Genomic DNA, 12,104 nt, shown 5'->3' with positions numbered 1-12,104 from the left:
CGGGCTGATCACGGCCGCCGCCACCGCGGCGTGTCACCGTCGCCGACCGGATGCAGGAGGCCGCCGAGACCGATCAACCCGCCCGGTACCCGGACAGCCTCACCCGGTCGTCCCGCTTCTGTCACCGCGACAGCGTGCGCCCCGCCCGCCGCGCGGCGGGGAGGCCGGACGGCGTGTCGCCCGGCATTGATCGCGTCTGACCCGGTCACGACACGGGTGTGACCTGCCGTTCCAGCAGCCACGGGGTCAAGCGTCCGGCGGCCTGCGGCCGGCTCAGGTGGTACCCCTGGACCAGATCGCAGTCCCATTCCCGGAGCCGGTCGAGGACCGCCTCGTTCTCCACCCCTTCCGCGATCAGCCGCATGTCGAGGTTGTGGGCGAGTTCGACGGTGCTTTTCACGATGGCCGCGCTGCGTGGATCGGTGTCGCAGTGGGCGACGAACGCCCGGTCCAGTTTCAGGTCGTCGACGGGCAGCGCGTGCAGGTAGGCCAGGCTCGAATACCCGGTGCCGTAGTCGTCGACGGCCAGCCTGATCCCCATGTCGCGCAGCTCGTCGAGGGTCCGGGTCGCGCGCGCCGCATCACGCATCAGCACCTCCTCGGTGACTTCGAGATGAAGAGCTTGCGGGGGTACGCCGTGACGGGCCAGCGCGTCAGCGACGTGATCGGGCAGCGCCGGGTCGTGCAGGTTGGAGGCGGACAGGTTCACCGCGACGGTCAGGCCCAGCCCGGCGGCCCGCCAGTCCCGGCACTGGCCGAGCGCTTTCTCCAACACTTGCAGCGTGATCCGCCCCATCAGCCCGGCGTGCTCGGCGAGGGACAGGAACCCGTCGGGGTAGACGAGCCCACGGTCCGGGTGGTTCCACCGCACGAGGGCTTCGACGCCGGCCACCGTGCCGGTTTGCACGTCGATCTGCGGCTGGTAGTGCAGGACGAGATCGTCCCGGTCGAGCCCCACGCGGAACTCTTCGAGGGTGGTCAGCCGCCGCCGCCCGGTGTCGTCGTCGGCGCCGTCGCTGGCCACGGCGAGCCCGCTGTGGTCGCTCTTCGCGGTGTACATGGCGTTGTCGGCGTGCCGCAGCAGGGTGCTGCGGTCGGTCCCGTGGCAGGGGAAGACCGCCAGTCCGATGCTGGCGTCGATGTGCAGGCTGACCTGTTCCAGGTCGAACGGGTGCCGCAGCGCGGTGAGCAGCGTCGTCGCGACCTCGCGGGCGCGGTCGGCCCCGGCCCCGGGCATGACCACGCCGAATTCGTCCCCGCCGAGCCGGGCCAGGGTCCCGGTGCCGCCGAGTGCCTCGGCGAGCCGGGTCGCGACCATCTGGATCAGCCGATCGCCGAGGTGATGCCCGAAGCTGTCGTTGATCTCCTTGAAGCGATCCAGGTCGAGGATCGCCACGGCGGTCGGATCGTCGGTGTCGCGGCGGTGCAGTTCGGCGTCGAGGGTTTCCTGGAACAGCCGCCGGTTGGGCAGCGTGGTGAGGTCGTCGGTGCGGGCCTGGCGCCGGGCGTCGGCGAGCGCCTCCACCGTGCGGACGGTCAGCAGGATCCGGACGATCGCCGCGGTGATCGCCGCCGCGGCGAGCAGGCTGCTGGTGCGGGGCAGCACGGATCCGCGCCAGCTGCCGTAGAGCAGCAGTCCCATCGACGCGCAGCCCAGCGCGGCCGGCAGCACCACGCCGACCAGGGCCCGGGCCGGTGGGCGGGCCGAGGCTTGCTCGGGGCGCTGCCAGGCCGCGGCGACGATGACGGCCAGCGCCACCGACCAGAGCGCGTCGGTCCAGCCACCCGGGATGTACGTGCCGTGGCTGGTCTCGAACATGTGGATGCCGTTGGCCGCGGTGTTGATGCCCATCCCGGCCAGCAGGACGGACCAGACCGGTTCGGTGCGCCAGCCGCTGAGCGCCCACGCGCCGAGCAGCAGCCCGGCCAGCACGATGTCGGCGATCGGGTAGGCCAGGCTCACCACCACGGTCGTCGCCGGTTCCCCGGCGACACCGGCGAACCCGGTCAGGAACACCACGGACGCGAACGCCGCCGCGCAGGCCGCCGCGATCAGCCCGTCGAGCCAGGTCGGCGCGTTGAACCGGGAGCGCCGGGCGCGCAGCAGCCGCAGCACCGCGGCGTAGGCGAACGGGTAGTAGGCCAGCCACATCGCGTCGGAGATCGAGGGGTACGGCGGTGGGTCCATCCGCACCAGGACGGCGACCCAGTAGACCGTTCCGGCGGCGTAACAGCCCAGCCCGGCGGCCATCAACGACCAGGCGCCGCGGTCCTGCCGGTGGACCGCCGCCCGGGTCGCGACGAGCACGGCGGCGAGCAGGTAGATCGCGTCCTGCATGACGTCGTTGAACCCGGGGTGCCGAGCGACCCAGTCCCGCGGTCCCGGCACGATCGCCACGAACTGCGCGATCAGCAGGACGACGCCCAGCCCGAACCCGGCCCGCAGCCAGATCCGGCCACGCGGCGGCACCATCGTCACCGACACCACACCCGCCCCTTCGGGCGATACGCCGTCATTGTGAGTGTTTTACCTTTCTCAGACGTCGAGGAATCCGCCGGACGCGGCGCCGGCCGGCGGCAGCCGCCCGGTGTCGATGTCCTCGACGAGGTGGATGTCGGCGAACTCGGGCGGGTCGGGGCGGCCGGCCTCGTCGAAGAGCCGCACGCCGCGGCGCAGCCGGATCCCGGGATGGTCCGGGCGATCCATGCCGAGCCGGTGCACGTCCCCGGCCGGGTTCACGACGATCACCTGGTCGTGCGGCAACGGGCCCGGCCGGTGATCCGGGCGGTGGACGAGCCGCTGGCGGAACCCGCCGTCGTTCAGGCACCAGGCGCCCCGGGACTCGACGGCGACCATCAGCCGGCCGGCGCTGTAACCGGCCGCGGCCAGGCCCGTACGGCCGATGCGCCCGACCGGTCCACCCTCGCCCGGCTGCACCCACAGGTCCGGCCCGTAGCTGAGGACCTGCCAGGTCTCGCCCAGGGGCGGTGGGGGCAGTCGCGGCCACGAGACCAGGTCACGCAGCATGCCGCCGGAGGCGTCGAGCACGGCCGCGACCGGCTGGAACTCGTCCACAGCCCAGACCACGTCACCATCGGTGAACAGGTGCAGCGGGCGCAGCGCCCGGCTCGGAGTCACGTGCTGGATTCTCCTCGGTGCGCGGGCCATGACCGTACGGGAAGATGATTTTGATCTTCTTCGGTAGCCGAGGTCAAAGGGCTTCGGTGATTCGGGCGGCCGATCGTGGGTACCGGGGTCGCATGAGATCCGGGGTTCTGTTCGACGTCGACGGCACACTCGTCGACACCACGTACCTGCATGCCGTCGCGTGGTGGGAGGCGCTGCGGCAGACCGGCGCGGACGTTCCGATGGCCAAGATCCACCGCGGGATCGGGATGGGCTCCGACAAACTGCTCGACCACCTGCTCGGCGAGAACCGCGACCGGGACGGCGACGAGCGGGCGTCGACCGCGCACGACGTGCTCTACGGCGCCTGGTGGGAACGGTTGCGCCCACTGTCCGGCGCGGCCGACCTGCTGCGCGCGGTCGCCGGGCGCGGGCTCGCGGTCGTGCTCGCCTCGTCGGCCAAGGAACCGGAGCTTCAGCAGCTGCGCCGGGTGCTCGGCGCCGACGACGTGATCGCGGCGGCCACCTCGTCGTCGGACGCCGAGGAGAGCAAACCGGCGCCGGACATCCTGCAGGCCGCGCTCGCCCAGTCGGACGTCGACCCGCACGCCGCGGTCTTCGTCGGCGACTCGGTCTGGGACGTACAGGCCGCGGGCCGCCTCGACATCCCGTGCATCGGCCTGGCCTGCGGCGGGACATCCGCCGGCGAGCTGGAGAAGGCGGGCGCGATCGCCGTCTACGACGACCCGGCGGCGCTGCTGGCCGCCCTCGACGACTCCGCGATCGCCACCCTGCTCAAAGAGTGACGTCGCGGCGCATCGGCAGGACGACGGCGATCAGGGCGGCGGCCAGCGCGTACCCGGCGAGCAGCAGCGCCCCGGCGGCCGGGGACAGCAGCCGGACGGCGGTGCCGCCGACCTCGTCCGAGATCGCGTCGGCCAGGTAGGTGAAGTCGGTCAGGGCGGCCGTGGCGCCGCCCGGCAGGACCGGGTAGAGCGCGTTGACGCCCGGGATCATCAGCAGCAGCGGCTCGCCCAGGTACAGATAGCCGATCACCACGCACAGGGCGGTGACTTGGTTGCGCAGCAGGGCGCCGACACCGACACCGAGCAGCAGGTAGACGACCATGGCCAGGCCGATGCGGGCGAGCAGGGCCAGCACCGTGGCCGCCGGCAGGCCGAGAGAGATGCCGCGGACGGCGGCGACGGCGAACAGGGCCCCGGCCGCGGTGCCGGCGAGGACCAGGCCGTACGCGAGGCCGGCCGCGCCGTACGTGACGAGTTTCGCGGCGAGCACCCGTCCCCGGCGCGGCTCGAACAGGAACGTCACCGCCGCGGTGCGGTGCCGGTGTTCCGAGGTGACGGCGAGCGCGCCGACTGCGGCCGGGACGAACGCGGTGTAGCCGAGCAGCCCGAGAAGGCCGCGGATGCCGGCCCCGGTGTCCAGCCCGGGCATCGGCGGGTCGAAGTTCTCCGGCCCGACCAGGGCCATCGCGCCGAAGAGGCCGGCCCCGGACAGCACCGCGGCGAGCAGCAGACCGCCGGGCACCCGGGTGGCGAGCAGCCGCCGGATCTCGGCTTTGACCAGGTTCTTCATGCGGTGGCCACCCTGTCGGTCGTCAGCTGGAGGAAGAGGTTCTCAAGGCTGGTGCTCTCGGTGATCAGTTCGTGCACCCGCACCTGATGCTCGGCGGCGAGGTCGGCGATGGCGGGCGCGGTCAAGCCGCGCACCCGGAGCCGGCCGTCCTCGACGGTCTCGACCCGCGGCACCTCCCCGCCCGGCCGGGCGTCGCGCAGCACGACGGTCAACCGGTCCGCGTCCGGGGACCGGACCAGCACAGCGGGCGGGCCGGCCAGCTCCGACCAGGGCCCGGCCGCGACGAGCTCGCCGCCCCGGATCACCACCACGTCGTCGACCAGCTGCTGGATCTCGCTCAGCACGTGGCTGGAGATCAGCACGGTACGCCCGTCGCGGGCCAGCCCGCGCAGGAGTCCGCGCAGCCAGAGCATGCCCTCCGGGTCGAGCCCGTTGCCCGACTCGTCCAGCAGCAGCACCCGCGGGTCGCCGAGCAGCGCGGTGGCCAGGTTGAGCCGCTGTCGCATGCCGGTGGAGAACTCGTGGGTGCGGCGGTCGGCGGCGCCGGTGAGGCCGAGCAGGTCGAGCAGCTCGATGACCCGGGCGTCCGGGTGACCGCCCATCGCGGCATAGACGCGCAGGTGGTCCCGGGCGGTGTGGGCCGGATGGAACGCGCTGCCGTCGAAGACCGCGCCGACCACACCGGACGGGCGGTGCAGCCGCCGGAACGCCCGGCCGTCGATCGTGGCAGTGCCGGACGTGGGCCGCACCAGACCGGTCAGCATGCGCATGGTGGTGGTCTTGCCGGCCCCGTTCGGGCCCAGGAAACCGGTGACCACGCCCGGCCGGACGGTGAACGTCAGATCGTGGACGGCGGTGACCGTGCCGTACCTCTTCGTCAGGTGCGAGACCTCGACCGTCACCGGGTGCTCCCCTCACTCTTGTCGCTGTGGTCGACCGGTAGCAGGACGGTGGCCAGCAGGCGTGGCACCCGGCCCTCGCCGGGCTCGTTGCCGAGCAGCGGGCCGACGACCCGGTTCAGGTCGGCGGCGAACGCGGCCAGCTCGGTGTCGGACAGATGCAGCACGACCTGCTGGTAACCGGCGCCGTCGGCGACGAGGTCGACCTGTTCCCGCGCGAGGTAGCGCGAGAAGTCGGAGAGCAGGCTCGACACGAACGCGGTGAAGTAGCGCGCGTGGTCCTCGGGTGTGGCCGTGGCCAGCTCCGCCGGGTTCAGCGTCGCACCGTGGGCCGGCAGCGCGTAGACCCGCTCGACGGCGCCCCGGACCTTGCGCTGGTCGACCACCTCGATCAGGCCGGCCTTGACCAGGGTGCCCAGGTGCCGGTACAGCGTGGCGTGCGGGACGTCGGGCAGTTGCGTCACGAGGTCGTGCGTGGTGAGGCGGGCGCCGGCGACCGCCCGCAGGATCCGGATCCGGACCGGGTGCAGGGCCAGGTCGGCCCATCGATCCTTCGACATGTCCACAGGGGAACGTTATCACTATCGATACTGATAGCAACAGGGCGCGGCGCAGACCATCGACGGGGTTCCCGCCCCGGCCGCCGGTGGCCTGGTCAGGCGGGTGGTTCCCGGACCCGCCGCATCCGGGTCCAGCCGTCCCAGCCGCGCTCGCGCATCAGTTCCCGCAGCTGCTCGGCCCGGCCGTCGGCCTCGTCGGCCAGGTTGTCCAGCAGCGCGAAGAACATCTCGTCCCATTCCCCCGTGCCCGCTTCGAACCCACCGGCGCCCGCCGCCGACTCGGCCAGCTCGACGAGCAGGTCGACGGCTTCCAGCACGAGCGGGTCGTCGAGTCCTTTCGTCTCCATCAGCGCCGACAGCACCTGATAGAGCCGGACGATCCGCGGGTCCTCGAGCTGCGCGAACTTGTCCGGGATCCACTCCGCCAGCTTGTCCGGCCAGCGGGCCGCGATCAGGATCCACCCGTCGCGCTCGCCGGCCAGCATCCGCTCGGACGCCCCGATCTCCCGCAGCCGGTCCAGGTAGGCGACGACCGGCGGCGGGAGCACCAGGCTGTCCCCGGCGGCGAGCTGCGCGATCTGTTTGCGGCTGGTCTCCAGGCGGGCGATCTCGTCACGAAGATGGGCGTCGATTCCGTCGATCGCCTCGGCGAAGTCGGCCTCGTCGGCTTCGAGCATCCGGGCGATCCGCCCCAGCGGCACGCCGGCCTCGGCCAGGGTACGGATCTTGATGAGCGCCACCACGGCCGGCGCGCCGTAGGTCCGGTAGCCGGAGGCGTCGCGCTCCGGCTCCGGCAGCAGCCCGATCTGGTGATAGTGCCGCACCGCCCGCACCGTGACCCCGGCATACGCCGCCAGTTGCCCGATCGTCAGCATGCTGGAGATCCTGGCTCAGCTCACCCGGCGGCGGTAGACCCGCCCGGCGAAGACGACGGCCACCACCAGGATGCCCACGCACCAGGCCAGCGCGGTCCAGATGCCCGACCCGACCGGTCGCCCGTCGAACAGCGCCCGCAGGCTGTCGACGATCGAGGTGACCGGCTGGTTCTCGGCGAACGCGCGGACCGGGCCGGGCATCGACTCGGTCGGCACGAACGCCGAGCTGACGAACGGCAGGAAGACCAGCGGGTACGCGAACGCGCTCGCGCCGTCGACCGAGCTCGCGGTCAGCCCGGGGATCACCGCCAGCCAGGTCAGCGCCAGCGTGAACAGGACCAGGATGCCCGCGACGGCCAGCCAGCCGAGCATGCCTGCCCCCGACCGGAACCCCATCAGCAGGGCGACCGCGAGGACCACCACGACCGAGACCAGGTTGGCGACCACCGAGGTCAGGACATGCGCCCACAGTACGGCCGGCCGGGCGATCGGCATCGACTGGAAACGCTCGAAGATTCCACCCTGAAGATCCAGGAACAGCCGGTACGCCGTGTACGAGATCCCCGATGCGATCGTGATGATCAGGATGCCGGGGAGCAGGTAGTTCACGTACGTGCCGGTGCCGGCCCGGATCGCGCCGCCGAGCACGTAGACGAAGAGCAGCAGCATGGCGATCGGTGTGATCGCGGTGGTGATGATCGTGTCCGGGCTGCGCGCGATGTGCCGCAGCGACCGTCCGGTCAGGATCGCGGTGTCACCGGCGAAGTGCTTGGTCATCGTTTCTCCCCGTTCACCAGTGCGAGGAAGACGTCCTCGAGGGTGGGCTGCTTCTCGACGTATTCGACCGTGGCCCGCGGCAGCAGGCTGCGCAGTTCACCGAGGGTGCCGTCGACCAGGATCCGGCCCTCGTGCAGGATCGCGATCCGGTCCGCCAGTTGTTCCGCCTCGTCGAGGTACTGCGTGGTCAGCAGCACGGTCGTGCCGCCCGAGGAGAGTTCCCGGACGGCCCGCCAGACCTCGAGGCGCCCTTCCGGGTCCAGCCCGGTGGTCGGCTCGTCCAGGAAGATCACCGGTGGTTCACCGACCAGGCTCATCGCGATGTCGAGCCGGCGGCGCATCCCACCGGAGTACGTCCCGACCCGCCGGCCGCCCGCCTCGGTCAGCGAGAAGCGGCGCAGCAGCCCGTCCGCGATGGTCCCGGCGTCGCGCAGATGCCGCAGCCGAGCCACCATCACCAGGTTCTCCCGCCCGGTCAGGATCTGGTCGACCGCCGCGAACTGCCCGGTGAGACTGATCGACTCCCGTACGTCGGCGCCCCGCGTCCCGACGTCGAAGCCGTTCACCTCGGCCCGGCCGGCGTCCGCCTTCAGCAGCGTCGACAGGATCCGGACCAGGGTCGTCTTGCCGGCCCCGTTCGAGCCGAGCAGCGCGAAGATGCTTCCCCGGGCCACGTCGAGGTCCACCCCGCGCAGCACTGTCAGTTCCTTGAACGACTTCTCCAGGCCCCGCACCCGTATCGCGGTGCGGCCGGCCTGCTCGATTCCCGCAGACACACTCATGTCCGTCAGCATCGAGGGTTGACGCTGCGTCAGGGTCAAGCGTCAGCGCCGGCCGATTTCCCTCCCGGGAGGGATCCGCTCCGGCTCCCGGCGGCGATCCGGCGACTGGCGGGCGCCTACGCCGGTGGCCGGGCCGCGACCCGTCTGGCCGGACGCTCGGCTGACCGGCCGGCAGGTGGAGGTGCTGCGCCGGATGGCCGCCGGTCGGTCCGACGCCGAGATCGCCGAGGCGAAGATTTCTCCGGCAGGGTGTCGAGTGGGCCGGGCGCCGTTCGACGCGTAGGCAAGAAGGCACCTGACACGAGGAGACAGCGACATGCGGTTCATGGTGATCACCAAGGCCACGACGGCGAGCGAGGCCGGGGTCCTGCCCGCCACGGAGGACTTCGAGACGGCCGGCAGGTTCATCGAGGAGCTGGTCGACGCGGGTGTGCTGCTCGCCGCGGAGGGGATCGGGCCGAGTTCGACCGGCGCCCGGATCTACTTCGACGGGGAGAAGCGGACCGTGGTGGACGGCCCGTTCACCGAGACCAAGGAGCTGATCGCCGGCTTCTACCTGGTCGAGATGAAGTCCTTGGAGGAGTGCGTGGAGTGGTTCAAGCGCTGCCCGCTCCCCCAGGTCGGGCCGGGCGAGTCGACGAACATCGAGATCCGCCGGCTGTACGGGGCGGAGGACTTCGGCGACGAGTTCACCGCCGAGCAGCGGGAGGCCGTGAAGCGCCGGGAGGAGAACGCCGCGCCCGGCTACAAGTCGGCGTAGTTGCGACCGGTCGCGCGGTGGGGTAGATCGGGGGCGTGGCCACTGACACCCACCGCGCGATCGAGACGGTCTGGCGGATCGAGGCGCCCCGGCTGATCGCGGGCCTGACCCGGCTGGTCCGTGATCTCGGCACGGCCGAGGAGTTGGCGCAGGATGCGCTGGTCGCGGCGCTGGAGCAGTGGCCCGGTCAGGGCGTTCCGGATAATCCCGGCGCGTGGCTGATGACCACCGCCAAGCGCCGGGCGATCGACCTGATCCGGCGCAACGCGACGTACCGGCGCAAGCTGGCCGAGGCCGGCCGCGACCTGGAGGAGTCCTCCCCGGACATCGGCGCGCTGGTCGCCGAGGACGACAGGATCGGCGACGATCTGCTGCGGCTGGTGTTCGTGGCGTGTCACCCGGTGCTGTCCACCGAGGCGCGGGCCGCGTTGACGTTGCGCCTGCTCGGCGGTTTGACCACCGACGAGATCGCGCGCGCGTTCCTGGTGCCGGAGCCGACCGTGGCGCAGCGGATCGTCCGGGCCAAGAAGACCATGGCCGCCGCGGGGGTGCCGTTCGAGGTGCCGCGCGGTGACGAGTTGGCCGCACGGCTCGCCTCGGTGCTGGAGGTCGTCTACCTGATCTTCAACGAGGGGTATGCGGCGACCGCCGGTGACGACTGGATGCGCCCGGCCCTGTGTGCGGACGCCCTGCGGCTGGGGCGGGTCCTGGCCCGGCTGGCGCCGCGCGAGCCCGAGGTGCACGGGCTGGTCGCGCTGATGGAGATCCAGGCGTCCCGTGCGGCGGCGCGCACCGGCCCGGGCGGCGAGCCGATCCTGCTGGCTGATCAGAATCGGGCACGGTGGGATCAGCTGTTGATCCGCCGGGGCCTGGCCGCGCTGGAGCGGGCCGAGTCCCTGACCGACGGCGAGCCGGGGCCGTATGTGGTGCAGGCCGCGATCGCCGCCTGTCACGCGCGCGCCCGGCGGTTCGAGGACACCGACTGGGTGCGGATCGCCGCGCTCTACGAGCGGCTGGCGCGGGCCACGCCGTCGCCGGTGGTCGAGCTGAACCGGGCGGTTGCGCTCTCCATGGCGTACGGGCCGCAGGCCGGCCTTGATCTGCTGGATCAGCTGATGGCCTTCCCGGCGCTGCGTGACTACCACCTGATGCCCAGCGCGCGCGGTGACTTCCTGGTCCGGCTCGGACGTCGTGCCGAGGCGCGCGCCGAGTTCGAGCGGGCGGCGGCGCTGACCCGCAACGAACGCGAACGCGCGCTGTTGCTGGACCGGGCCGCCGCCTGCGATCCGCCGGGCTGACGAGCCGGGAGCCGCCGACCGAGTGGCATTTGCGTGACAGCTACCGCAAGGCCGGGATCACTTTCCGTAAGCAGCTGGCCTCGGCTCTGCGAATGTGACGTGATCCCAGTGACAAACATCTCCCAGGGGTGAATCGCCTGCCGTTCATTGCGTCTTGGATGTGGACGGCCGGACCGATCACGGGGAGTGCTCCTTGGGCAGCAGCAAGCGGCGACGACGTACGCCCCGGTGGGCGATCGCGACCATCACGTTCGGGTTGTTGCTGCTGGTCGGTGGCGGTGGCGGGGCGATCGCGCTGCGCGAGACGGTCGCGGTGGCCAGCGCCTCGGTCGGTCAGGAGACGCTGCTCGGCTCGGCGGCCGAGCCGACCGAGGGCACGACCAAGAAGAACGCCGATCTCGACGGCGCGCAGAATCTGCTGCTCGTCGGCATCGACCAGCGGCCGACGGAGACGCACGGCGAGCCGCTGCGGTCGGACTCGATCATCCTGCTGCACATCAACAAGGATCACAGCAGCGGCTACCTGATCTCGCTGCCGCGCGACAGCTACGTCAACATCCCGGCCTACGACAACGGCAAGCAGCGGTGGGGCGGCGGAAAAGACAAGATCAACGCCGCTTTTGCGTACGGCACGCGGGGCCTCGAGGGCAACGACGCGCTGAAGCACGGCTTCGAGCTGCTGACCATCACGGTCAAACAGCTCACCGGGATCACGCCGGACGCCGGGGCGATCATCGACTTCCAGGGTTTCCGCGACGTGGTGAACGTGCTGGGTCGCGTCTGCATGTACGTGGACACCACCACGAAGTCGATCCACCTGGGCAAGGACAAGAACGGCAACACCACGAAACCGTTCAACATCCACTCCGACGGCACCGTCAACAAGAACCACCCCCTGCCGGGCGTGACGCCGAACACGTACACCAAGGGCAACCACTGCTTCAACCCGAGTCAGGCGCTCGACTTCGTCCGCCAGCGCGACCTGCTCGACGACGGCTCGTTCGACTACGGCCGGCAGCGGCACCAGCAGCAGTTCTTCAAGGCGATCGTCAACCAGGCGCTGAAGGACGGGCTGGACTCCCCGACCAAGCTGCCGAAGCTGCTCACCGCGTTCGGCAAGGCGATGACCGTGGACACCGGCGGCGTCCCGCTCGCCGACTGGGCGCTGTCGATGCGCAGCCTCAAACCGGACCGCCTGGTCACCATCAAGACGAACGAGGGCAAGTTCAACTCCGACAAGATCAACGGCCGGGACGTGGAGTTGCTCAGCGCCGACAGCATGGACCTGCTGAAAGCCGTCAAGAAGGACCAGATCGACAACTTCCTGATCAGCCACCCGAAGTTCGTCGCCACCAGCTGACCGGCAGGGCGCCACCGCCCGGGCGGGCGGGATCGACCGATCAGCTGTTGATCATGCCCGGGGGTCGGTT

Annotated in this window: 12 protein-coding genes; 4 read left to right on the top strand and 8 right to left on the bottom strand. The window is 71.3% G+C overall.

Annotation, left to right across the window (positions count from 1 at the left end):
* Positions 1–205: 205 nt before the first annotated feature.
* Both ACH442_RS14605 and ACH442_RS14600 read right to left on the bottom strand, forming a co-directional pair.
* Positions 206–2,488, bottom strand: a complete 2,283-nt coding sequence (locus ACH442_RS14605) for a putative bifunctional diguanylate cyclase/phosphodiesterase (protein ID WP_396338476.1) — start codon at positions 2,486–2,488, stop codon at positions 206–208.
* Between the two features lie 48 nt (positions 2,489–2,536).
* Positions 2,537–3,139 (bottom strand): hypothetical protein, encoded by a 603-nt coding sequence (locus tag ACH442_RS14600; RefSeq protein WP_396338475.1) that lies wholly within the window; start codon positions 3,137–3,139, stop codon positions 2,537–2,539.
* 122 nt (positions 3,140–3,261) lie between these two features.
* On the opposite strand from ACH442_RS14600, the gene ACH442_RS14595 reads away from it, so the two are divergent.
* A complete protein-coding gene (locus tag ACH442_RS14595) occupies positions 3,262–3,933 on the top strand; it encodes an HAD family hydrolase (RefSeq protein WP_396338473.1) in 672 nt (223 codons plus the stop codon).
* On the opposite strand, the gene ACH442_RS14590 is transcribed toward ACH442_RS14595, so the two are convergent.
* The 6 genes from ACH442_RS14590 to ACH442_RS14565 all read right to left on the bottom strand — a co-directional run bounded on the left by ACH442_RS14590 (position 3,923) and on the right by ACH442_RS14565 (position 8,616).
* Positions 3,923–4,723 carry an ABC transporter permease gene (locus tag ACH442_RS14590; RefSeq protein ID WP_396338472.1) on the bottom strand — a complete coding sequence of 267 codons (801 nt, stop codon included), beginning with the start codon at positions 4,721–4,723 and terminating at the stop codon, positions 3,923–3,925. The genes ACH442_RS14595 and ACH442_RS14590 overlap by 11 nt on opposite strands.
* Positions 4,720–5,625, bottom strand: a complete 906-nt coding sequence (locus ACH442_RS14585) for an ABC transporter ATP-binding protein (RefSeq protein WP_396338471.1) — start codon at positions 5,623–5,625, stop codon at positions 4,720–4,722. Before ACH442_RS14585 ends, ACH442_RS14590 begins: the two co-directional genes overlap by 4 nt.
* Positions 5,622–6,182: a helix-turn-helix domain-containing protein gene (locus ACH442_RS14580; protein WP_396338470.1), complete on the bottom strand. Its 561-nt coding sequence runs from the start codon at positions 6,180–6,182 to the stop codon at positions 5,622–5,624. The genes ACH442_RS14585 and ACH442_RS14580 overlap by 4 nt, the downstream gene beginning before the upstream one ends.
* A gap of 95 nt (positions 6,183–6,277) precedes the next feature.
* Entirely contained in the window at positions 6,278–7,057 is a 780-nt protein-coding gene (locus ACH442_RS14575; protein WP_396338469.1) for a MerR family transcriptional regulator, read from the bottom strand.
* A gap of 15 nt (positions 7,058–7,072) precedes the next feature.
* Entirely contained in the window at positions 7,073–7,834 is a 762-nt protein-coding gene (locus ACH442_RS14570) for an ABC transporter permease (RefSeq protein ID WP_396338468.1), read from the bottom strand.
* Entirely contained in the window at positions 7,831–8,616 is a 786-nt protein-coding gene (locus ACH442_RS14565; RefSeq protein WP_396338467.1) for an ABC transporter ATP-binding protein, read from the bottom strand. Before ACH442_RS14565 ends, ACH442_RS14570 begins: the two co-directional genes overlap by 4 nt.
* Positions 8,617–8,932: 316 nt before the next feature.
* On the opposite strand from ACH442_RS14565, the gene ACH442_RS14560 reads away from it, so the two are divergent.
* The 3 genes from ACH442_RS14560 to ACH442_RS14550 all read left to right on the top strand — a co-directional run bounded on the left by ACH442_RS14560 (position 8,933) and on the right by ACH442_RS14550 (position 12,034).
* Positions 8,933–9,376, top strand: coding sequence for a YciI family protein (locus ACH442_RS14560; protein WP_396338466.1), 444 nt, complete (start codon positions 8,933–8,935; stop codon positions 9,374–9,376).
* 35 nt (positions 9,377–9,411) lie between these two features.
* Complete coding sequence (locus ACH442_RS14555) at positions 9,412–10,674, top strand: RNA polymerase sigma factor (protein WP_396338465.1); 1,263 nt, start codon at positions 9,412–9,414, stop codon at positions 10,672–10,674.
* Positions 10,675–10,867: 193 nt separating this feature from the next.
* On the top strand, positions 10,868–12,034 hold the full coding sequence (locus ACH442_RS14550) for an LCP family protein (RefSeq protein WP_396338464.1): 1,167 nt from the start codon (positions 10,868–10,870) through the stop codon (positions 12,032–12,034).
* The last annotated feature ends 70 nt before the right edge of the window (positions 12,035–12,104 follow it).

It is taken from the genome of Actinoplanes sp. NPDC020271 (genome assembly GCF_044388125.1).
GTDB lineage: Bacteria > Actinomycetota > Actinomycetes > Mycobacteriales > Micromonosporaceae > Actinoplanes.
Note: the sequence above shows the minus strand (reverse complement) of the source record. Positions and strands in the feature narration are given on the sequence as shown.